General features: G+C 62.8%; 20 protein-coding genes and 1 tRNA gene. 14 read left to right on the top strand and 7 right to left on the bottom strand.

Annotated elements, in window-relative coordinates; all coding sequences use genetic code 11:
* Positions 1-14: 14 nt before the first annotated feature.
* The 7 genes from IVA81_RS08985 to IVA81_RS08955 all read left to right on the top strand — a co-directional run bounded on the left by IVA81_RS08985 (position 15) and on the right by IVA81_RS08955 (position 8360).
* Positions 15-680, top strand: coding sequence for a class I SAM-dependent methyltransferase (locus IVA81_RS08985; protein WP_247314810.1), 666 nt, complete (start codon positions 15-17; stop codon positions 678-680).
* Entirely contained in the window at positions 658-1236 is a 579-nt protein-coding gene (locus IVA81_RS08980) for a WbuC family cupin fold metalloprotein (RefSeq protein WP_247314808.1), read from the top strand. Before IVA81_RS08985 ends, IVA81_RS08980 begins: the two co-directional genes overlap by 23 nt.
* Before the next feature lie 61 nt (positions 1237-1297).
* Complete coding sequence (locus tag IVA81_RS08975) at positions 1298-2275, top strand: lysylphosphatidylglycerol synthase transmembrane domain-containing protein (RefSeq protein ID WP_247314805.1); 978 nt, start codon at positions 1298-1300, stop codon at positions 2273-2275.
* A 420-nt stretch (positions 2276-2695) separates the two neighbouring features.
* Entirely contained in the window at positions 2696-4666 is a 1971-nt protein-coding gene (locus IVA81_RS08970; RefSeq protein WP_247314803.1) for a hypothetical protein, read from the top strand.
* A 242-nt stretch (positions 4667-4908) separates the two neighbouring features.
* Positions 4909-6126 (top strand): class I SAM-dependent methyltransferase, encoded by a 1218-nt coding sequence (locus tag IVA81_RS08965; protein WP_247314801.1) that lies wholly within the window; start codon positions 4909-4911, stop codon positions 6124-6126.
* Entirely contained in the window at positions 6119-7312 is a 1194-nt protein-coding gene (locus IVA81_RS08960; protein WP_247314793.1) for a class I SAM-dependent methyltransferase, read from the top strand. The genes IVA81_RS08965 and IVA81_RS08960 overlap by 8 nt, the downstream gene beginning before the upstream one ends.
* 13 nt (positions 7313-7325) lie before the next feature.
* Positions 7326-8360 (top strand): Gfo/Idh/MocA family oxidoreductase, encoded by a 1035-nt coding sequence (locus IVA81_RS08955; protein ID WP_247314791.1) that lies wholly within the window; start codon positions 7326-7328, stop codon positions 8358-8360.
* Here IVA81_RS08955 and IVA81_RS08950 read toward each other — a convergent pair.
* Positions 8350-9948 carry a hypothetical protein gene (locus IVA81_RS08950; RefSeq protein WP_247314789.1) on the bottom strand — a complete coding sequence of 533 codons (1599 nt, stop codon included), beginning with the start codon at positions 9946-9948 and terminating at the stop codon, positions 8350-8352. The genes IVA81_RS08955 and IVA81_RS08950 overlap by 11 nt on opposite strands.
* 216 nt (positions 9949-10164) lie before the next feature.
* Between IVA81_RS08950 and IVA81_RS08945 the strand changes: the two genes are divergently transcribed.
* The 3 genes from IVA81_RS08945 to IVA81_RS08935 all read left to right on the top strand — a co-directional run bounded on the left by IVA81_RS08945 (position 10165) and on the right by IVA81_RS08935 (position 12092).
* The gene (locus IVA81_RS08945) at positions 10165-10671 is read left to right on the top strand and encodes a hypothetical protein (RefSeq protein ID WP_247314786.1); all 507 of its coding nucleotides are present in this window, start codon (positions 10165-10167) and stop codon (positions 10669-10671) included.
* Between the two features lie 9 nt (positions 10672-10680).
* Positions 10681-11187, top strand: coding sequence for a hypothetical protein (locus IVA81_RS08940; protein ID WP_247314784.1), 507 nt, complete (start codon positions 10681-10683; stop codon positions 11185-11187).
* 143 nt (positions 11188-11330) lie between these two features.
* The gene (locus IVA81_RS08935) at positions 11331-12092 is read left to right on the top strand and encodes a glycosyltransferase family 2 protein (protein ID WP_247314782.1); all 762 of its coding nucleotides are present in this window, start codon (positions 11331-11333) and stop codon (positions 12090-12092) included.
* Positions 12093-12211: 119 nt separating this feature from the next.
* Here IVA81_RS08935 and IVA81_RS08930 read toward each other — a convergent pair.
* A tRNA-Trp gene (locus tag IVA81_RS08930) sits at positions 12212-12287 on the bottom strand.
* A gap of 96 nt (positions 12288-12383) precedes the next feature.
* The gene (locus IVA81_RS08925) at positions 12384-12998 is read right to left on the bottom strand and encodes a hypothetical protein (protein WP_247315459.1); all 615 of its coding nucleotides are present in this window, start codon (positions 12996-12998) and stop codon (positions 12384-12386) included.
* A gap of 214 nt (positions 12999-13212) precedes the next feature.
* Between IVA81_RS08925 and IVA81_RS08920 the strand changes: the two genes are divergently transcribed.
* Positions 13213-14436 (top strand): serine hydrolase domain-containing protein, encoded by a 1224-nt coding sequence (locus IVA81_RS08920; RefSeq protein ID WP_247314780.1) that lies wholly within the window; start codon positions 13213-13215, stop codon positions 14434-14436.
* Between the two features lie 154 nt (positions 14437-14590).
* Here IVA81_RS08920 and IVA81_RS08915 read toward each other — a convergent pair whose 3' ends face one another.
* Both IVA81_RS08915 and IVA81_RS08910 read right to left on the bottom strand, forming a co-directional pair.
* A complete protein-coding gene (locus tag IVA81_RS08915; protein ID WP_247314778.1) occupies positions 14591-15358 on the bottom strand; it encodes an SDR family oxidoreductase in 768 nt (255 codons plus the stop codon).
* A gap of 69 nt (positions 15359-15427) precedes the next feature.
* Complete coding sequence (locus IVA81_RS08910; protein WP_247314776.1) at positions 15428-16126, bottom strand: histidine phosphatase family protein; 699 nt, start codon at positions 16124-16126, stop codon at positions 15428-15430.
* 135 nt (positions 16127-16261) lie between these two features.
* Between IVA81_RS08910 and IVA81_RS08905 the strand changes: the two genes are divergently transcribed.
* The 3 genes from IVA81_RS08905 to IVA81_RS08895 all read left to right on the top strand — a co-directional run bounded on the left by IVA81_RS08905 (position 16262) and on the right by IVA81_RS08895 (position 19961).
* A complete protein-coding gene (locus tag IVA81_RS08905; RefSeq protein WP_091957509.1) occupies positions 16262-17047 on the top strand; it encodes an SDR family oxidoreductase in 786 nt (261 codons plus the stop codon).
* 1204 nt (positions 17048-18251) lie between these two features.
* Positions 18252-19424: an acetylornithine deacetylase gene (gene argE, locus IVA81_RS08900; protein WP_247314774.1), complete on the top strand. Its 1173-nt coding sequence runs from the start codon at positions 18252-18254 to the stop codon at positions 19422-19424.
* A gap of 240 nt (positions 19425-19664) precedes the next feature.
* On the top strand, positions 19665-19961 hold the full coding sequence (locus tag IVA81_RS08895) for a GIY-YIG nuclease family protein (RefSeq protein WP_247315457.1): 297 nt from the start codon (positions 19665-19667) through the stop codon (positions 19959-19961).
* Positions 19962-20066: 105 nt separating this feature from the next.
* Here IVA81_RS08895 and IVA81_RS08890 read toward each other — a convergent pair whose 3' ends face one another.
* Positions 20067-21125, bottom strand: a complete 1059-nt coding sequence (locus IVA81_RS08890; RefSeq protein WP_247314772.1) for a phosphotransferase family protein — start codon at positions 21123-21125, stop codon at positions 20067-20069.
* A gap of 140 nt (positions 21126-21265) precedes the next feature.
* A complete protein-coding gene (locus tag IVA81_RS08885; RefSeq protein ID WP_247314770.1) occupies positions 21266-22501 on the bottom strand; it encodes an acyl-CoA dehydrogenase family protein in 1236 nt (411 codons plus the stop codon).
* Between the last annotated feature and the right edge of the window lie 188 nt (positions 22502-22689).

The raw sequence follows: 22689 nt of genomic DNA, 5'->3' as shown, positions 1-22689 counted from the left end.
ACCGGTTCGGCGCCATGACCGAGATCAACCTGCTCCAGCCGTTGCACGCATCGACCAGGCGGAACTACGTTCAGCGCGTGGTCGAGCACGACAAGGCGGAATCCGCCACTGTGGCGCGACAATGGGGGCGCGACTATTGGGACGGCGACCGGCGCTACGGCTACGGCGGCTATCGTTATGACGGACGCTGGCGCCCGCTCGCCCAGACGCTGATCGATCGCTACGGCATCAAGCCCGGAATGAGTGTGCTCGACATCGGCTGCGGCAAAGGCTACCTGCTCTACGAGTTCACCCAGCTCGTCCCCGACCTCACGGTCGCCGGCATCGACATTTCCGACTACGGCATCGCCAACGCCAAGGAGGAGGTGCGACCGCTGTTGAAGGTCGGCAGCGCCGTTGAGCTGCCCTACCCCGATCACAGCTTCGATCTCGTGGTGTCGCTCGGCGTGCTGCACAATCTTCCGCTCGAGGACGTCTTCCGCGCCGTGCCTGAGATCGAGCGCGTCGGACGCGGCGCCTCGAAATATCTGATGGTGGAGTCCTTCCGCAACGAGCGCGAGAAGGCCAATCTGCTTTACTGGCAGCTCACTTGCCTGAGCTTCCACGGTCCTGAAACATGGGCCTGGATCTACGACAAATGCGGGTACCGGGGCGACCATGGGTTCATCTTCTTCGAATGAGGCGACGAGCCCGCGCCGGCCGACGTCGCTGCGCGCGCAAAATCCCGAAGTCTATTATTCGGACGACGCCATCGTCACGGCCGATGACGCCACGATCGCGGAGCTGAAACGCATCGCCGCCGGCAACCCGCGTCTGCGCAGCCGGTTGTGCACGCACCCCGATCCCTCGTCCGGCCTGCACGAAATGCTGATCGTGCATCATCGCGAGGCCTATGTGCGGCCCCACAAGCATTTTGGCAAACCTGAATCGTTTCACCTGATCGAAGGCACCGCGCAGGTCGTGATCTTCGAGGACGACGGCCACATCCGCGACGTGCTGGAAATGGCGCCGTATGGCCGGGGCGCCCTGTGCTATTACCGGATGCCCGAACAGGTCTTTCACTCGATCCTGATCACCTCGGAGTGGCTGGTGTTTCACGAAACCACCGCCGGCCCGTTCGATCCCTCCCGCACCGCATTTCCCGACTGGGCCCCCAATGGCGGCGACGCCGCCGAGGTCCAGGACTACGTCACAAGGATTGCTACGCTCGCCACGGAGCATCTGGCGAGAAAATAGACTCCGACCGCTATCGCTGCCCGACGATCCCGCCGCGAATGATCGAGGACGACACCAGCCGATGAAGCCGCCTGCAAAAGCACTGGTTACTCTGGCCAAGTTCGCCGTCTCGATCGGCATCCTCGTATTGTTGTTGCGGGGGCAGGATTTGTCGTCGCTGCAAGCCGACCTTCTCGCTGTCAAACTGGACATGCTGGCACTCGCGGTGCTGCTGCTGTTTGTCCAGACTTTCGTGCTTTGCCATCGCTGGATCCTGATCCTCCGCGCCATGAATGTGCCCCTGGATTGGCTGCCCGGCTGGCGCATTCTCATGGTCAGCACCTTTTTCAACCAGGTGCTGCCCGCAGGCGGTGACGCGGTCCGGATCTGGATGCTGCGGCGGCATGGCGTGCAATGGTCGCCAACCATCAGCAGCATCGTGGCCGATCGATTTCTCGGTCTGTTGGCGCTCAGTCTCGTCATCCTGGCAGGAATGCCGGTCCTGATCTCGCGGACCAGCGAGGACTCGCTCCTGTTCGCCGTTCTCGGCTTCGTATCAGCCGCGTGCCTCGGTGCAATCGCCTTGCTCACACTGGATTCGTGGCCGTCGCGCGTGACCACCGCCCTTCCGGCCAAACTCGTACGATTCGCAATGCTCATTAGGGATCCGCTTCTGGCGACCAAAGGACGCGGAGCGTTGACCGGATCCGCTATCTCGATTCCCTTGATCAACGTTGCGGCCTGCTATGTCCTTGCCATCGGACTGGAGGCGGAGCTGTCCGCGCTAAATGCTTTCGTTCTCATTCCGCTTGTTATTCTATCGTCCGCGGCCCCGATATCGATCGGAGGTTGGGGCCTGCGGGAGGGCGCGATGGTTGCTGCCCTCAGCTTGGCGGGGATCGCAGCTGACAAGGCCCTCGCCATATCGGTTTTGTCAGGGCTGTGCGGCCTGACCGTAGGGCTGTGCGGTGGGTTGGTGTGGATGGTCGCGCCGGAGCGGGCCCACTTCACCAACCAAGCCTGGGCCACCGCCGGACGAACCGACGCTGCACCGGTTTGACTGTCGCACAAGCGCATCTTTTTCATACGCCTCGGGCACAGCGGCGCCACTGTCCGATTCTATTCCGGCGATCCGCTTGAGGCTGATCGTTCTCGCAGCCGTCGATCCGCAGGCGCGCCGGGACGATCGGACGGCTGAGCAGCGGTTCCGTCCGATTGCAGCGAACTCAATTGTTGGCTGCAATTGCCCATCCACATGGGGTCAAGGCCATCACAAGCGCCGGGAAGCAACATCTAGCCTCAACCGTTAGCTGGTGGGATTGCTCGGCTAAGCCTGTGATGGTAAACGCGTGAACTGTTGCCCGGAGGGCAATTGGGGGCTAGGCGTGATTTCAAGCGAAGTAAAAATTACCTATTTGATTGCCGTCTTCGGCACTGCATCCACAATCCTCTGGGTCTTCGCGGATACCGGAACGTTCTAGTGCAGTACACAAGAGAATACTCGATCGCCGCGAGAGCGGTTGCAGCCGCTCTCCTTGGTTGCGCCGTAGCTTATGTGGCGCTGCTGCTATTGAAAAATCACCTTCCGGCATTTCAATGGAACTTCGACGACGCCTTTGACCTGACGGCGGCCCAGAAGAACTGTGACGCATGCAAGAAGGCTTTCTATGGTTCCTTCTTCCTGTGCGCACCGATTGCCGCCGCGGCTGCATTGTACACGTCGCATCGATCATCAGGTTCAATCACGTTGAGCACGATCACGGCGGGATTGGTCTACCTTGCTCTCCATGCTGCCAACGATCGTAGCAGCTTCTCGATCGCGCTGATCATTCTCGCGGTCGCTGCCGTCACGGTCGGAATCAATCGACGGGCCAATACTTACTTTCCACCCGTAAAATCTTCGACCGACATCCCATTCGCTGTGGGGCTGATCGACCTGCTTCCGGTCGCGTTCCTTGCCCTGCTGCTGATACCGTCCGATCTCGAACGCGTGACCTCGGTCGTGCGGGAGGAGTCGCACAAGGTCAGTTACTTCATCGGGCCGGCGCTCTACGGCTATACTCCGGGCCTTATTCCCGGACTAGATTACCATTCGCATTATGGCCCAGCGCTTGGCTGGTTCTTTCATCTGATCATGGGAGATGGCTGGAAATCCGCGGCCATGCGAGCGGTCGGATTGAACATCGCGATCACCCTTGCGGTGTATATTCAGGCCTACCTCCTTCTGACGTACTTGGTCAGATCGAGACTCGTCGCGATCAGCATCGTCACGGCCCTCGCTGTGTTGGCATTCTCCACCACCAATCACTTCTACTCGCCTTCGGCCTATCCCACCCGGTTTCCGTTGCTGATCGTCTTCGTGTTGGCAATCGGTCTGCACAGCGCCGATCCCAAGCATCCGGGATGGTTGATCGTGTCGGCTATCCTGTGCGCTCTCTCGCTGCTCTGGCAAACCGAAATCGGGCTGTTCTTCCTCGTGACAGGTACTTGCGTCGCAGCGATTGCCGGAGGTTTTCTGAATTATCGCAACGCGTTCGTTTTCTTCATCACGTCGATCGCGGCAGCAATATTGTTGTGTCTGCTGCTGTTCGGACCACGAGTCCTCTCCTTGACCTTCCTGATCGAGTGCTTTCGTCCACTCGTGCTCTACGGTACGGGATGGGGAAGTGCGCCGATCAAGTGGACCCTGAGCTGGAGCATGATCTACGATCTTCCGCTTCAGGTCATCGGATGTATCACCGTCGGATGGGCGTCGGTGCGGCTGTCACGGTCGTCTGACTCTCCGCGGGATTGGTTCGTAGCAGGAGTGCTTTTGGCGCTGTCGATGATCGGCATCGCCCTGATGATCAAGTGGGTCAACCGAACGTTGGACGCAGTCTGGCACCAGAACGCATTACCGCTGGTGATCGTCGCGGCCTGGTGGGCCCATCAATTCACTGCGGCCTGGCGCCCCTCGTTCAAGAAGGCCGTCGGTGCTGGCGCGGCCGTCGCAACGATCGCGGCACTGCTGTTCGTACAGGACAAAATCAATCCGCACCCCTACGGCCTGAGATCATACGTGTACTATCCCAGCCTGCTGATGCGGCCATTCTTGTCTCCCTCTGTCGAAACCTGGCAGGAGGACTTTAGCCGGATCACAGAGACAGAGACGAAGTTCATCCAAGACAACTCGAAGCCCGGCGAGCGGGTCCTGGTGATCGCCATGATGGATTGGGCCTATCTTGCACAGGCTCATCGAGCTCCGGAGGCCTATTTCATGCCGCTCATGGTGGCCTTTGACGAGCATTACGTCGATCGCTCAATGAGCACGGCAAACCGGCTGTTCTACGATAATATCGTAGAGACCCGAGCCGTGCTTCCACGTGTCCGCGAAACCCTAGAACGCATCAAGCGAGATTATGTGGCTATAGAGACCAGGGGCAATTTGACCCTGTACGAGAGGCGACATTGAGCGCCCATGGCGCACTGGTCTGTGAACCCGCACCTGAGCCCGACGGAGACCGCCTAGAGTGGGCGGGCACGTCTTGCAAGACCTCCCGCCGGCTGGTACCTGCTCCTCGCTAGGGAGGCAGCGGCCGGAGGGGCTCCCCCCACCGGGTATCGGAAGTATCCGGCGCTGGAACAGGTCATTGCCGGCCGCATCGGTTTCAGTGAGTATCGCCTCGTCAGATCTGTCCACACGCGAGAACAGCCGTGACCGACCATTGCCGCCTTTGCCATTCGACCAACCTGCGTCCGGTCATTGACCTCGGACTGATGCCGATTGCACATCGGCTTCGGCGCAGCCGAAACGAGCAGGAGGAACGGTATCCGTTCGAGGTGCTGGCCTGCGGCGATTGCGGCCTGCCTCAGATCGTCAAGCCGATCGATCCCGACATTCTGTACCGCCAGTTCAACTACAATTTCAGCAGCTGGAAGCCCGAACCGCACCAGGTCGACGAGCTCGACACCATCGCGAAATTCTCGAAGCATCAGTCCGTGTTCGAGATCGGATGCAACGACGGCCTGTTCATGGACAAGCTGCGCGAACGCGGCGCCAAGGTTTTGGTGGGTGTCGAGCCCAATCCCGTGTCGGGCAAGATCGCCCGCGAGCGCGGCATCAAGGTCTATTCCGACATGATCAGCCCGGCGCTGTGTCATGACGCGGTCGCCCAGGCCGGCAAGTTCGACCTCGTCGTCTCGCGCCAGGTGCTGGAGCACATCGTCGATTTCGAGAACTTCTTCGACTGCGTCAAGATCGCGCTCAGCGACGACGGACTGCTCTTCATCGACGTGCCTGATTTCGCCCCCGGGTCGACGGCGGGAGACCTCTCCGTCCTCTGGGAGGAACACGTCAGCTATTTCACCGAACCGACCCTGCTCGCGCTGCTGGCGCGCCACGGCTTCGAGGCGGTGTCCGTCAAGAAATACAATTTCAGCGGCGGCAGCCTCGCGATCGCGGCCCGCCGTGCCGCGGGCGACGTGACGCCGCCGCCTGCGCCATCCGGCGTCGGCGAGAAATTCGGTCAGCGCGCAAGAGAGTACGGCGCACGCCTCCGCCCGATTCTCGCGAAAGCTCGCGCCAACGGTGCCGAGATCGCCATCTACGGCGCCGGCTGCCGCGCCTGTACCTTCACCAACGCCCACGAGCTGGCGGATCTCGTCGACCTCTCGGTCGACGACCAGAAAGAGCGCCAGGAGTTGTTCCTGCCCGGCACCGGCATCCCGATCCGTTCGCCCGAGGATCTCGCCGGCAAATCCGGGCCGCTGGTCTGTCTTCTCGCCGTGAACGAGGAAAACGAAGCCAAGGTCAGCAGCCGGCTGCGCGAGAGCGTGAAGCGTCCGTTGCAGATCGTTTCGATCTTCGCGCCCTCCGACATCTGGAGTGAGCTCGATCGTCTCGAGGCGGCCGCAGGGTCGCGGCATGGCTGAAGACAAGCTCTTCAATTATTACGAACGTCAGGATGTTCTGCCGACGTTCGGGAATTTCAAGTCGGCCACCGAACTCGAGGCCTACGCCAGCCAGCGCCGCGAACTGTTTTCGGACAAGCTGGTGCTGCCGCCACGGTTGTTCCGCGATGCCGAGGTGCTCGAATTCGGTCCCGATTCCGGCGAGAACGCTCTAGTGTTTGCCGGTTGGGGCGCGAACATGACGCTCGCCGAACCGAACCGACATGCACATCCGAAGATCGAGGCCTATTTCGCGCATTTCGGCTTGACCGAACGTCTCCGCCAGCTCGCACTGGCCGATGTCGAGGGCTTCGGCAGCGACCGTGGTTTCGACCTCATCGATGCCGAAGGCTTCATCTACACCGTGCAGCCCAGCGAAAAGTGGCTCGGCATCTTCCACCGCCTGCTCAATCCGGACGGTTACGCCGTCGTGTCCTATTACGAACGCTATGGCGGCTTCTTCGAGCTCGCGCTCAAGGCGATCCATGCGGCCGGCAAGGCATTGTCGGGACGCGCCGCACTCGAAACCGCGAAGATGCTGTTCGAGGCGAAGTGGAACAGCATCCCGCACACGCGCAGCTTCGAATCCTGGCTGATGGACGTGCTCGAAAATCCGTTCGTCCGGCATCGCTACTTCCTCGATGCGGCCGCCTTGTGCACGGCGGCGCATGAACAGGGGTTCGACGTCCATTCGGCATGGCCCGCCTACCGCGACAGCCTGGACATCTACTGGCACAAGAAGGTCCTGCCCGGTGACGAGAAGCTGCATCGCGCCGCACGCCATCTCGACCGCAGCCGCCTGAGCTTCCTCGGCGGCCGAAAGCTCTATCTGGTTGGCAAGGCCGATGCTGTGCAGGCGATCTCGGCATCGATCGAGGCGCTTGTTCTCGACGTCGATGCGATGATCGACGATCCCTTCGGCGATAGCCTGCCGCGCGTGGTCGCGGGCCTCGCGTCCCTGCGCGAGACGATCCGGACGAGCGACATTCTCGCCGACGATGCCGCCGACATCGAAGCCATGATTGCGACGCTCGACAGTTTCCATCGCATCTTCGGCGCGATCAGGCGACGGGACGCGTCCGCGGTCGCCGCCCTCACCCAGTCGGATGCGGCCTTCATCAACACGTGGGGACAGCCGGCGCATTTCCTCGTGATCCGGAAGCGCTAAGGGATCGTAGCCAGTGAAGCCAGGCATTGGCATCATCGGAACGGGCATGGTCGGCCAGATGTGCCACCTCGCCAATTTCGCTGCCAATCCCGCGTGCCGTGTCGTCGCGATCGCCGATCTCCGGCCGGACCTCGCTGCCGCGGCGGCGCAGAGATTCGGCATCCCCAAGGTTTACGGCACGCATCGCGAGTTGCTCGCGGACAGCGCGGTGTCCGCCGTCGTCGTCGTGACGAAGCGTCGTGCCACCGGGCCGATCGTGCTGGACGCGTTGAGCAGCGGCCGGCACGTGCTCTCGGAAAAGCCGATGGCCTACACGACGACCCAGGCCCTTTCGCTGGTCGAAGCTGCGCGGCAGCAAAACCTCGTGTACAGCATCGGCTACATGAAGCGTCACGATGCCGGTGTGGCACGGGCGCTGCAGGTGCTGACGCGCTTGCGCAACGACCAGTCGCTCGGACGCATTGTGCGGGCAAGAGGCTGGTGCTTCGGCGGTGACACTGGCCGGTCGCACGACAATTTCGTGATGACCGGCGAAGCGCGCCCGGACGGGCTTGAGCTCTGGCAGGATGGTCCGGACTGGATGCCGCGCGCGATGCGTCCTGGCTACGACAATTTTCTGAACGTCTTCAGCCATATCATCAATCTGGCGCGCTACCTGCTCGGGTCGTCGCCGACGGTCGCCGAAAGTGCGATCGAGGCTACTGGCGCCGGGCGCATCACACTCGATTTCGAAGGTATCGCCTGCACGCTGGATCTCGTGAACGGGGCAGAGGGTGCCTGGCGCGAGGGACTGACGATCGACTTCGAGCGCGGCGCGGTGACCCTGGAATTGCCCCCACCCTTTGCCGAGCAAGAGGCGGAGTTCATCGTCGATCACGATGGTCAAGGCACGCGGCTGACGGGTGAAAAGAGCTGGGCGTTCCGGCGGCAGGCCGACGCCTTCGTTTCCGATATCGCCGCGCAAGCCATACCTCTGGCCTCCGGCGAGGATTCGGTCACCGACATCGCGCTTGCGGAGGCGGTTTGGAAACGGCGGGCTAGCGGCTAGGCGCGGCGTCCGTCTCGACCGGCAGGATGCCCGCGATGGGCCCGAGCTTGATCGTGACCTGCGCAAGCTGCGTTAGGAACTCCGCAACATCGCAGCGCGCCAGCAACCGGCACGTATAGTATTTTCGCACCAGGGTATGGTTCGGCGCGGCTCCAGGGCCCGGCTGGAACGAGATCGTTGCCTGCGGCCCCGTCGGATCGAAATGATGAAACGCGCTTCCCGGAGCCTTCCTCGCCTCGTCCATTCCCCGCAGGATGTCGGGTCGCTCCGCGCGTAGCGCAAATCCGAAGAAGGGCTGATTGCCCCAGGCAAGGCGGAGCATGCCGGTGACCTCGGCGAGGCCGAACGGCACATGCCGAGACGGGTAGTCGAAAAAGCCATCGTCGAGCGCATAAACCGTCGCCGCGGGCTGGACCCGGCCGGCAAGGTCGCGTGCCAGCGCCTGCTGCTTCAGCGTTCTCGCCTGCATGAAGATATAGTCGCTCCACAGCATGCCGATCGACATCATCAAGCCAAAGCCGAACATGACCGCAAAGGCGGCGCCGGGGGTAAGCCAACGTTCGGCCTGTCGCTTGAATGCAAGCAACGTCAGCGCCGCCGGCAGGCCGAACATCAGCAGATGACGGCTCTCGTAGAAATGCGTGGATGACGGCCGCAGGCCGGCGATCAAATAGGGCGATGATAGTGCGAGGAACAAGATCAGGGCGAGCACGAGCGGCAAGGCGATCGCAAGCCTGGACGTGGTCGGCTTCGTGGCGGGACGCAGCAACAACAAGACGATGCCGACGAGCACCGCGGCCAAGATGAAGAGCGCCGGAACCTGGATTGCCGCCCGGATCGCGTGGGCCACGACGTCCCTGTAGCCGGTGACAAAGAATGCCCCCCACCCCCCAGCCAGTTCGCGCAAGGTCGGGAAATGCGCATCATAGTGCTGCGTATACACGCCGATCCGTTTGAACCAGATATTGAGCGTGCCCCAGTAGATCAGGGGCAGCACCATCAATTCCGGATAGCCCAGGGCGCAGCGCCAGGATGCGAGCCATGTGCGGCGAACGAAGCCGTCCGCCGCACTCCCGCCCCGCCATATCGCAACGAAGAGACCGAGCACCACGAAGGCATAGAGCACGATCGTCGAGTTGAGCGCGAAGCCCAGCAGGAACACGAGCGCACAGGCCACGCGAAGCAGCACGCGCCGCAGGCCGCGGGCGCTGAAGGCCAGCGTCAACAGCCACGCACCGACGAACAGGAGGCCATAGCTGAAGACGTAGACCGAGTTGGCCTTGCCGGCCCACAGCTGATAGCCGGGATAGGTCCAGACGATCAGCGCGAAACCGACCGCTTCGGCGCGGTCGAGCAGATTAAGACGCGTTGCTGTCAGCGCGAGCGATGTCGCTCCGAAGACAATTCCAGCAAACGCCAGCGAGACCATCACGACGACCGGGGCGCCCGTCCAGTTCGCGAACGTGTCGTAGCTGAAAAAGATCGGATGACCGGCGCCGTTCAGCAGGAAATCGATGTCGATGAAATAGTCCGGACGCGGCTTGAGCACCAGCCAGTCGTCCATGAAGAGACCGTCGTTCAGGAGCATTGGCGCATGCGCAGCCAATAGCACGACGAGGAGGACGACTATCGCACGCAGCAATGGGGACATCTCGGACGGAGGAACGGCATCGCCGGCAAGGATTTGCACGCCCACGTGACGTCCGCAAGGCGGGATGATGGGCTCCCTTGACCTGAAAAATACGACCTTTTATAGACTTTCGCTCTGGCTGGGCCTGAGAGGCGACCGGGACGATTTTCCGCAATGAACATGCTACCGGGCCCGGCGCAAGCCGCTGCGATTGGTCTCAGCGTCGCGCTGCCGCTGCTGCTGCTGTGCTATGCGCGCATCGCCGCCACCGGCGGATCCGGCCGCCGCTTCCGGCTCGGCTGCATCAGCATCTTGGCTCTCTACGCGATCACCTGTCTCGCGCTTCCCGGTCAGCGCCATCTCGACGACGTCATTGGCGGCCTGTTCCTGCTCGCGACGGCGATGATGTTTTGCTACATCCTGTTCAGCCTGCTGGCCTGGGGCTTTACGCTGACGCTGCTCACGGCACTCGTCCAGGCCGGGCGCCCCCTCACCCTGGAGCAATGGGCCGTCGCCTACATGCAGGGCGGAGATCTCGGCACCTTCACGCACAACCGCCTGAAGCTCCTCGTCGGCGCAGGGATGGTGATCACGGCAGACGGCAGGCTGGCGCCAACGGCCAAGGGCGTGGCGGTCGCGCGTCTCGTCAAATTCGTCCGTCTGTCGACCGGACTTGGGTGAGCGGCCACGATGTCCTTCGTTGTCGGTCTCTTCGCTGCCGTCATGTTCGCCCTGCTGGCCCCTGCCTTGCAGTTGATGGCCCGCGCTCGCGGATGGACGCTTGGAGCCGTGATGCTGCTCGCGATCGCCGCAATCGTCACCCATGGTCTCGGCGTGATGCTCGGAATCTTCGTCGTCCCGCAATTTCAGTACTGGGACGCCGCGTCGATTTTCGGGTTTTGCGTCATGGGTTACGTCTTCGCTTTTGGCGCAGTGTACAAATCGGTTTCCCTGGACATTCTGCTCAGCGTGATCGACCGGCCTGAGCGGAGGGCTCCGCTTTCGGACATCGTCGAACGGCAGGTTCCAGCTCTGTTCCAAGGACGAATTGGGAACCTGGTCGATGGCGGCCTGGTCGAACCGGTCGATTCACACTTCGCGGCGACGGCGGCGGGCCGGACCATGGCAGGCCGCGTCGGACAGCTGCGCCGCGCCTTCGGCATCGGCGATACCAGTCTCTATGATTTTTCGGATTAGTTGCGCAGAACACACACATCGCCGGATTCATGCCGGTTGTACGGGGCATATCTGCGGGCCCCTTATTGTTCGCCCGGCTCAGATGACCTAGAGTTGCGCCAGGGTTCCACCAGTAAAGAGTGGCCGGCAACAGGCGGCATAAGATGACACCTTCCAGGGCGGCAAAACGGCTTACGATCGTCATTCCTGCGCTGAACGAGCAGGACAAGATCGCCGACACCATCGACGGCGTGTTGCCGCTCGCCCGCGAGTTGCTCGACGATTTCGAGATTTTCCTGATCGACGACGGCAGCACCGACGGCACCGGCGCGATCATGGACGAGTTTGCTGCCGGCGAGCCCCGCATCATCGTGCAACATAACGCCGAGCGGCGTGGTGTCGGTGCCGGCTTCGAATACGCCCTGTCGCGCGCGAAATTCGATGCGATCACTCTCATTCCCGGCGATCACGCCTTTCAGAACGAGGGTGTTGCCCGGATGTTCAAGGCGGCGGGCGCCGCGGACCTCGTCATCACCTATCGCGACAACCAGTCGGACCGCTCCGTCAACCGCTCGCTGCAGTCGCATTCGCTTCGGTTCATCCTGAACTGCCTGTTCGGGTTCTGGCTGTCCGACTACCACAGCATGATCGTCTACCCCGTGAAATGGCTGCGCCAGATCGCGGTCAAGGCCGATGGCTACGGTTATCAGATCTGCGCGTTGATCTCGCTGCTCCAGCTCGGCCTCACCTACGTGCAGGTGCCTGTGAGCCTGAACGCGGAGCTGAAGGGCTCGTCCCGTGCGCTGCGGCTGCGCACCTATTTCGAGCTCGGCGGCACAATCGTCTCGCTGCTGCGCCGCGTTCCGATCCGGGACGTCGATCGCAGCCAGGTTCCCAGCGACGCAGAGCGGGCCCCGGCGCGCTAGGCGACGCCTCGCCGAGCCTAGCACTGGAAATCAAGCGCTCGGGCCGGCTCGTGGCGATTCGTCCGCGGGACGTTCTCGTCCCTATCCCGCCAGCATCTGATCTAAGTGATTGATTTGACTGGCAGGAGTGGCAGGGCTCGAACCTGCGACCCCCGGTTTTGGAGACCGGTGCTCTACCAATTGAGCTACACTCCTACAGACCCTGCGTCGCCGCTTCGGATCAGGCCGCTTTCAAGCACAGGGGGCGGCCGGATTGCAAGAGCGAAGCGAGTGCCATGCGCGTACTTCGCGCTAGACCCCATCTTTCAGCAGCCAGTTCCGGTAGATCTCCCCGTGGCGCACGCTCACCTTGTCCACCGGGCTTTGCGTCGCGTTATTGTCGATAGCAGCCTGCACCGCCGCCCCAACAATCCCCTGCCCGGTATAGAGCGATGCGTTCAGCTCGGGATAGGCGACGATCAGCGCACCGGTTCGGGCATCGACGAGATTGGCGTCCGCGATCATGCCGCGATGGCCGCCGATCACGACACGCTGAATGGCCGACGGGAACAGCAAGCTCTTCACCCGGATGTCGAGCCGCACCGGCCGCGTACCCGCCAGCCGAGCGGCCAAGACCTGCTCGACGCCGGCCTTGATCCGCGGCGTCAGCAGGCCCTGAACGAAAGCCTTTACCTCCGGAGTGCCTGCCATTGTCGCCGCCTGTTCCAGACTGACCGCCTTCGAGTCCGCATAGGCGCGGAGACCGTCCTCCCACTGTATGTGTGCGTCCGGTGCAAAACTGACCGCGACGCCGGCCAGCTTCATGCTGGCTATGTCGCTCTGCGACAGGGAATTATTGGCGGTTACGCAGCCCGCAAGCGCAAGCAACCCGCCCAGCGCGGCCATGCGCGCCAGCCTCAGCAACACTTTCAATGAACGCCCCTGTCCCCGTAGTCAAAATTTCAGCCCGTTCCAGATAGGATGTTCCATCCGCTGCCGTCTACCCCGAATTGTATTGCCGTGCGTAAGACCCGATGCCGAGCGTCCGATGCAGATGTCACCGCGCCGAATGCATCTGTTCTTCAGGGGGCTTCTGAGCCACACTTCCCGGTCAACCAAAAACAAGAGCCCGGGAGCCCTCATGAACGCCCAAGCTGCCACCACAGCCGCCTCCGCAATCCACACGCCGCCCTTGCCGGAGGCCCGCCCGGAGACGCTTGGGCTGTCGCGTCGCCGCCTCGAGGCCATGTCGGACGCCTTCAAGCGCGAGATCGACAAGGGAACCGTTCCTGGCGTCACCGTGCTGGTGGCCCGCCGCGGCCAGGTCGGCTGGTTCGAGGCGCTCGGCAAGCAGAGCCCGGCGGCCGCCGCGCCCATGACGCGGGATTCGATCTTCCGGATCTTCTCGATGACCAAGCCGATCGTCTCGGTCGCCATCATGGCGCTGGTCGAGGACGGCCACCTCCTGCTCAGCGACGCCGTCGCAAAGTTCATCCCGGAATTTGCCAGCCAGCAGGTCGGCATCGTCAAGGGCGGCAAGCTCGAGCTGGTGCCGCCGGCGCGGCCGATGACCGTGCAGGACCTGCTTCGCCACACCTCGGGTCTCACCTACGAGCACCAGGGCGACGGGCCCGTGCACAAGCTCTACCAGGAATCCCGCGTCCGCAGCCGCAAGATCACCAACGCCGAGCACGCCGCATTGGTGGCGAGCTTCCCGATGGTCTGCCAGCCCGGCGCGGAGTTCAACTACAGCCGCTCCACCGACATCCTGGGCCGCATCATCGAGGTCGTCAGCGGCAAGTCACTCGGCGCCTTCCTCACCGAGCGCGTGCTCGCGCCGCTGCAGATGGCCGAGACCGGCTTCTCGACCTCCGAGGCCAACTCCGGGCGGCTTGCCGAGCCGTTCGCGGCCGATCCCTGGACCGGCGACAAGGTCGCGCTCTTCAACATGCACGAAGCACCGGTGATGGAGTCCGGCGGCGGCGGGCTGGTTTCGACCACGATGGATTATGCCCGCTTCTGCCTGATGCTGCGCAACGGCGGCACGCTCGACGGCAACAGGATCATCGGCCGCAAGACGCTGGAGCTGATGGCGTCCGATCACCTCGGGCCGCATGTCGTGACGAATGGCACGCTGCTGTCGCCCGGCCACGGCTTCGGTCTCGGCTTTGCAGTGCGCCGCGAAGCTGGCATCGCGCCCTTCCCCGGCAGCGTCGGCCAGTATTTCTGGAGCGGCATCGCCGGCACGTTCTTCTGGATCGATCCGAAGGAGGATCTGTTCGCGGTGTTCATGACCCAGGGCCCCGGCCAGCGCGATTACACGCGGACCTTGGTGCGGGATCTGGTTTACGCGGCGGTGGAGTGAGGCGACGCTCTCGTGCCCCGGACGCGCTGCAACGCCTTAGCGTTGCTGCGCAGAGCCGGGCCCATGCTTCCGCGATCTCGTTCTTGACGTTCTGGATCCCGGCTCTGCGGAGCGGCACTTCGTGCCGCACCGCGTCCGGGACACGAGAGCGACCTCAGCTGATCGTCGCGCCGCCGTCGATCACCATGGTCTGGCCGGTCATGAAGTCGCCGGCCGCGGATCCCAGGAACACCGCCGCGCCTGCGATCTCGTCGGGGATGCCGATGCGCAGCAGCGGCGAGCGCGCGGTCGAGGCCTTCAAATTCTCCGGATTGTCCCACAGCGCCTTGGCAAAATCGGTCTTGATCAGGCCCGGCGCGATGCAGTTCACGCGGATGTTGTGCTTGCCGTATTCGCAGGCGAGGTTGCGCGCGAGCTGCATGTCGGCGGCCTTGGAGATCGCGTAGGCGCCGAGGATGGTCGAGCCTTTCAAACCGCCGATCGAGGACACGATGATGACCGAGCCGTCCTTGCGCTCGATCATCTGCGGCACCACCATCGAGATCAGCCAGTTGTTGGCGACGATGTTGTTGTCCAGAATCTTCCTGAATTGATCGTCGGAGATGCCGGCGAGCGGGCCGTAATACGGGTTCGAGGCGGCGTTGCAAACCAGCACGTCGATCTTGCCGAAGGCGTGGTTGCTCTCGTCGACGAGGCTTTGCAGATTCTCCTTCGACGAGATGTTGGCGGCGATCGCGACCGCGGTGCCCTTGCCGTGCTTGTCGTTGATGCCCTTGGCCACCTGCTCGCAGACGTCGGCCTTGCGCGAGGAGATCACCACCTTGGCGCCGTGTTCGGCCATGCGCTCAGCGATCGCGAGCCCGATGCCGCGCGTCGAACCGGTGATGACGGCGACTTTCCCCTTCATGTCGAACAAGGTCATGTTTCTCTCCCAGAGTACGATTTGATTTGGCCCCGAGCTTACGTCCCGCCGGTACGAGCGCGCAATTGCTCAGGCGAGCTTCTTGACTTCCGGTCCCGCCGGCTGGTGCATCGCCGCATGCGCGTCATCCGCGATCCACGGCTGCTGGTTCACCATCGGCAGCCGCCAGACCGTGCGCTCGGGACTTGCGAAATGATCGAGCCGGGTCACCGAGACATTGTCGATATCGAACGCGAGCCCCTGCTCCGGCAAGTCACCGAGCGCGAGGCCGACAGCGGCCTTGATGGTGCCGCCATGCGCGACCGCGATCACGTCCTGCCCGGCCGCCTCAGCGTTGATCCGCTCGATGGTGCGGCGCGTTCGGTTGTAGAGATCCATAAAACTTTCGCCGCCGGGCGCGGGCTCGTTGATGTCGGCGAACCAGCTCGTGCCGACGGGGCGGCTCGCGACGAACTCGGCGCGGTTCATGCCCTGCCAGCGGCCGAGATTTTGCTCGGCGAGGTCCGCTTCCCACTTCATCGACGCGGGCCTGGGGAAGCCGGCCGCCCAGATCGCTTCGGCCGTCTGATGCGTGCGCTTCAGATTGCTCGAATACCAGACCGCCGTGCGTGGCAGCACCTTGGCAACAGCGTTGAACACATAGGTATCGCTGGTGTCGCAGGCGATGTCGGCCTGACCGTAGATATTGCCGCCGTCATTGCGCACCGGCGCATGACGGACCCACCACCACCGTGTCGTGACCACATTGGGCTTGTCTGCGCCTGCCATCGAAACCCTTCCATCCCGTTTGATGTCGCTGTACGTCAGTAGTGAGCGTGTCTCAAGACACTTTACTGTTTGAAATCTTGTTTGAAATTCCGTCGCGCGGCAAGGGCCGCGCGAGGCACCACAAGGGAGAAACGCATGGGCCGCCTGCAAGGCAAATCCGTCATCATCACCGGCGCCGGCAGCGGCATCGGTCGCGCCGCCGCGCTCCTGTTCACCCGGGAAGGCGCAAAGCTCATTGCAGTCGATCGCACCGAGGCGGTGAAGGAGACCGTCGAGGAGGTGAAAAAGGCCGGCGGCGTCGCGGAAGCCATGATCGCCGACGCGGGGTCCGAGACTGACGTCATCGCCGTGATCGACAAGGCGGTGAAGACCCACGGCCGGCTCGACGTGATCTGGGCCAATGCCGGCGTCAGCGGCGGGCTCGTCCCACTCGGCGAGCAGACCGTGGAGCATTGGCAGGAGGTGTTGCGCGTCAATCTGATCGGGCCGTTCCTCGCGGTGAAGCATGCGATGCCGCACATGGTGAAGCAGCAATCCGGCGCGATCGTGCTGACGGCGTCCGTCGCGGGCCTCAAGGCCGGCGCCAGCGGACATCCTTATGCCGCGAGCAAGGCCGGCGTGATCAGCCTGGTGCAGACCACCGCCTATTCGCTCACCGGCACCGGCGTGCGCATCAACGCAGTGTGCCCGGGCCTGATCGAAACAGGCATGACCAAGCCGATCTTCGACCGCGCCAAGGAGCGCGGCACCCAAGACAAGATCGGCCAGCTCAACCCGCTCAAGCGCCCCGGCCAGCCGCACGAGCTCGCGGCGATGGGCCTGTTCTTGGCCAGCGACGAAGCCTCGTATGTCAACGGCCAGGCGTTCCCGGTCGACGGCGGCCTCACGGCATCGATGCCGTATACGGGCAAGCCGGTGTAACCCTGCCGTGTCCCGGACGCGCTGCAGCGTTCTTACGCTGCTGCGCAGAGCCGGGACCCAAGAAGCCACAGGGCTCGCTGCAACATGGGCCCCGGCTCTGCAGCGCATCACTTCGTGCTGCGCAGCGTCCGGGGCACGAGAGCGGTGTTGGGCGCGCAACTGTCTCAACATCGTCATTGCGAGCGCAGCGACTTGTCCGCCGAAGCCTCGGCGAAGGCGGAAGCAATCCAGAGTCCCTCCGCGGTGGCAGTCTGGATTGCTTCGTCGCAAGGGCTCCTCGCAATGACGGAGTGTGGGGTGGCATGGTCGCAGGATGGGTAGAGCGAAGCGAAACCCATCAACACTTCCTTCGTTGAAAGATGATGGGTTTCGCAAGTGCTCTACCCATCCTACGTCTCCCAGACACACCTTCGCATCCTCGCGGCTCATTTCGCCCGAGCTTTGCTTTATCGCTTCGCCCTCAATTGAAAGAGGGCGCAGGGAAGACCGGGCGCCGGCTGGCACCCGCGGTCCACTGTGCGAAAGGCAGTAGCGAAATCTGCACAGCGGCATACAGGTGAAGCCAAACAACCGGCCTTCCCTGCGCAGTGGTTTTACGGCTTATGTCGTGATCTCCCCGGGGAGCGATGCACTATTGCCCCCGTCGCCTTGCGGATGATCGATGCGCGTGCCCGGTCGGGCCGCCACATCACCGCAAGCCTTGACGCACAGACCCCGGGCGTCAGGACCACACGATTTTGCCGTACGCCGATCACACCGGTCGTGTGCGCGACACTTTCGCTCACGGTTGCCCGCCCTGCGAAAACCAGTCGCGCCGATGTCACCTGCGTCCACCGCCGCCCGGCCCGCGTTCGTGACGATCGCGATACGCCCCTCTTCCTTGGGCCGGGTTGCGGCGACACATACGCCATTTCCGAATTTCGATAAAGTGGAATATTTTTCGCGGTGTCCGTTGACCTATGGCTCGCGTGTTTTGCCCGTCGGGTAACGCAAGGGATTGTAGTCCCCTCGTCATTCCGGGGCGCGACGAAGGCGCGAACCCGGAATCCATTTCGCAGCGGGTGATGCCGGCCGATGGATTCCGGGCTCGATGCTGCGCATCGCCCCGGAATGACGGTTGCAATGTTGATTTGCCCAACTGAGTCCCACGTTGGTATGGTTCCTGCAAGCTCTCAACCTCCATACTCCCTCACAGAACGAGACAATGCCAAGCTCAAGATCCGACCGCATCCGCCACCTTCTCGCTGACCTCATCGGCTTCGACACCGTCAGCGACCGCACCAACCTGCCCCTGATCGCCCATATCGAGAGCTACCTCGCCTTCCTTGGGGTCAAGGGTGAGCGCATCACTGATGAGACCGGGCAGAAGGCTTCGCTGTGGGTCACGATCGGACCGGAGGACCGGCCGGGCTTCGTGCTGTCAGGCCATACCGACGTCGTGCCTGTGGTGGGTCAGGACTGGAGCCACGATCCGTTCAAGCTGATCGAGCGCGACGGCAAGCTCTTTGGCCGCGGCACCACGGACATGAAGGGTTTTGTCGCGGTGTGCCTCGCCATGGTGCCGGAGATGATGGAGGCCAAGCTCAGGACGCCGATCCATCTGGCGATCTCCTACGACGAGGAGATCGGCTGCGTCGGCGTGCGGCCGATGCTCGGCGAGGTCGCAAAAAAGAAGATCAGGCCGCTCGGCTGCTTCGTCGGCGAGCCGACCGAGATGAAGGTGATCATCGGCCACAAGGGCAAGCACGGCGTGCGCGCGACGTTTCGCGGGCTCGCCCGCCATTCCTCGATCGCGCCCGACGGCGTCAACGCGATCGAATATGCCGCCGAGCTGATCGTCGAGATCCGCCGCCGGGCCGAGAAGCTTGCTCTCGCGCGATCAACGGACAGCCTCTACGACGTTCCGCATTCGACGCTGCTCACCAGCATCGTGCACGGCGGCGCCGCGCTGAATATCGTGCCTGACACCTGTACGGTGGATTTCGAATGCCGCGGTATCGGCATCACCGAGTCGCGCGAGGTCACGGATGCGATCGTCGCCTGGGCCAAGGCCGAGCTCGAGCCGACGATGAAGGCGCGGCATCCGGATTGCGGCATCGATTTCGAGGAGATCCTCGACTATCCCGCACTCGATACCGCGGCCGATGCCGCCATCGTCACGCTCGCCAAGAGCCTTGCGGGGCGCAACGACCACGCCAAGGTCGCCTTCGGCACCGAAGCCAGCCTGTTCGCCAGCATGGCCGACATCCCCTCGGTGGTGATCGGCCCGGGATCGATCGCGCAGGCGCACACGCCGGACGAGTTCGTGGAGATGGCGGAGCTGGAGAAATGCGCGGGCTTCGTGGAGAGGCTGATCGGGCATTGCGCCGCGTCGTAATCAGCAGCCGTGAAGTTTCTGGGTCCCGGCTCTGCGCAGCAACGCTACGCGTCGCAGCGCGTCCGGGACACGAGACGGCTTAATCCGCTCCGTAGACGCCGAGAAAACCGATCTCGTGTCCCGGACGCGGTGCGGCACGAAGTGACGCTCCGCAGAGCCGGGACCCAGAGACGCTTGGCGACGGTATCGAAGCATGCAACTTTAGAGCGCAGCGGTATGTGTCAGCACTGGTGGATCGTCATGCCTTACTTCGTTTACATTCTCACGAGCAAACGAAACGGCACTCTCTACATCGGGGTAACGAACAATCTCGTTCGCCGGATAAGCGAGCACAAGGCCAAGCTCATACCCGGCTTCACACGGCAGTATGACGTGACACTGCTGCTGTATTTCGAAACCTACGAGTCCATACTCGAGGCGCGCTCGCGCGAGCATACGCTGAAGCGTTGGCGGCGCGCTTGGAAGCTCAAGTTGATCGAGGAGCTCAATCCGGATTGGCGCGATCTTACTGATGAGCTGAGCACTTTGGCGACGTGACTGGGTCCCGGCTCTGCGGAGCAGCACTTCGTGCTGCTCCGCGTCCGGGACACGAGAGCGGCGCATTAACGAAAAGCACGGCCATCAGCCGCGCCTTTGTCATTCCTAAACCGCGCCCGCCTTCTGCGCGTATTCCCACGAGGCCTTTGACAGCGGCACGGTGCGCTTGGCTGACTCCAGGGCCTTGGCGTTGGCGGCGGTGCCGTCGCGGACGCGGCCGGCGATGCCTTGCGTGATGCCGGCGAGGCGGAACAGATTGTAGGCGAAATACCAGTTGAGATCGGGCACCGTCATCTTGGTGACGTTGCAATAGATCTGCGCGGCCTCCTCCACGCTCGGGATGTTGAGCGCCTTGAGATCAGCACCATCAAGGCCCGGCATGATCCACTGCATCAACAGATAGGTGAAGTCGGCCATGGGATCGCCGAGCGTCGACAGCTCCCAGTCGAGCACGGCCTGCACGCGCGGTTCCGTCGCGTGGAAAATCATGTTGTCGAGACGGTAGTCGCCGTGGACGATCGAGACGCGCGCCTGCTCCGGCACGGTCTTGGGCAGCCATTCGGCGACCTTCTCGAACTCCGGAATGTGCTGCGTTTCCGACGCGCGGTATTGCTTGGTCCAGCGGTCGATCTGGCGCGCGAAATAGTTGCCCGGCTTGCCGAACTCGCCGAGCCCGATCGCAACAGGATCGTACATGTGAAGCTTCGCCAGCGTCTCGATCTTGCTGGTGAATATCTTGCGGCGATCTTCCGGCGTCTGGCTCGGCAGCGTCGGATCCCAGAACACCCGGCCGTCTTCCATCGACATGATGTAGAAGGCCGCGCCGATGACGCTATCGTCCTGGCACAGCGCATAGGCGCGCGCGACCGGAAAGCCCTGCTTTCCAAGGGCTGCGATGACGCGATATTCGCGATCGACCGCATGCGCGGACGGCAGCAATTTGCCGAACGGCTTTCGGCGCATCACGTAGGAACGGTTCGGCGTGTTCAGGCGATAGGTCGGGTTGGACTGGCCGCCCTTGAACTGGAGCACGACCAGCGGTCCTTCGAAGCCTTCGACGTTGTCGCGCATCCAGGCTTCCAGGCGCAGCTCGTCGAAACGATGCCGCTCCTCGACCGGCTTGGTGCCCGAAAACTCCTCGTCTTTCCTGACGCCGTCAGCCACGATGACGCTCCCTCTTCAGTCCTGACCATGTCAGGTCGAGCATGATCCTAATCGGTAACCGCTGACGCACTTGCGTCAAGCGGTCACCCCATCATGCCCTGTCGTTTGTTCAGATCGGGAGCGCCTCCCGGCCCTCCCTCTCAATGATTGGGAGAATTTGCATACTTCCGAACCTCAAGTCTGGCAATGGCGCGATTGTGCACCTCGTCCGGACCGTCGGCGAGACGGAGCGTGCGGATGTGAGCGTAGTCCTTGGCAAGGCCGGCCTCATCCGAGACACCGGCGCCGCCAAAAGCCTGGATCGCCTCGTCAATGATCTTCAGCGCCATGTTGGGGGCTGCGACCTTGATCATGGCGATCTCGGCCTGCGCGGTCTTGTTGCCAACCTTGTCCATCATGTCGGCAGCCTTGAGGCAGAGCAAGCGCGTCATCTCGATGTTGGTGCGGGCATCGCCGATGCGCTGCTCCCACACACTGTGCTCGACGATCTTCTTGCCGAAGGCGCTGCGCGAGGACAGACGCTTCACCATCTTCTCCAGGGCTTCCTCGGCCTTGCCGATGGTGCGCATGCAGTGATGGATGCGGCCCGGCCCAAGACGGCCCTGCGCGATCTCGAAGCCGCGGCCTTCGCCGAGCAGGATGTTCTCCTTCGGCACCCGCACGTTGTCGAGCAGCACCTGGGCGTGGCCGTGCGGCGCATCGTCGAAGCCGAACACGGGCAGCATCTTCTCGACCTTGATGCCGGGGGTGTCGAGCGGAACCAGGATCTGCGACTGCTGCTGATGCTTGGCCGCCTTGAAATCGGTCTTGCCCATAAGGATCGCGATCTTGCAGCGGGGATCGCCGACGCCGGACGACCACCATTTGCGGCCATTGATGACGTAGTGATCGCCGTCCTTCTCGATGCGGGTCTCGATGTTGGTGGCGTCGGAGGAGGCCACCGCCGGTTCCGTCATCAGGAAGGCCGAGCGGATCTCGCCGTCCATCAGCGGGCGCAGCCATTTGCGCTTCTGCTCCTTGGAGCCGTAGCGGATGAACACTTCCATGTTGCCGGTGTCGGGCGCGGAACAGTTGAACACTTCCGAGGCCCAGGTGATGCGGCCCATCTCTTCCGACAGCAGCGCGTATTCGAGATTGGTCAATCCCGCGCCGCGGAATTCGTCGTCTTCATGCTCGGACGGCGGCATGAACATGTTCCAGAGGCCTTCGGCCTTGGCCTTCTTCTTGAGGTCCTCGAGGACTGGGATCACTTTCCAGCGCTCGCCGCTGTGATCCTGCTGATCGTAGATCGGCACCGCCGGGCGCACGTGCTTGGCCATGAAGGACCGCACGCGGTCGAGCCATTCCTTCTGCTTGGGGGACAGATCGAAATCCATGGGACGCTCCTCGTCTCTCTTTTGCGAGCCTGTTTGCTTCGCGGGCCTGTTTTGCGCCGGACTGTCCACCGCTTGCGCGCAGCCCGCAAGCGTGGGCTTGCGGAGCCTTCGGAACCAACCTTTCGAGTTGCGAACGAGTCCCGATTGCGGATTGACATCTCCGGCCTTCAAACGATAGTTTCATACAA

This window comes from Bradyrhizobium sp. 141, from assembly GCF_023074055.1.
Lineage (GTDB): Bacteria > Pseudomonadota > Alphaproteobacteria > Rhizobiales > Xanthobacteraceae > Bradyrhizobium.
Note: the sequence above shows the minus strand (reverse complement) of the source record. Positions and strands in the feature narration are given on the sequence as shown.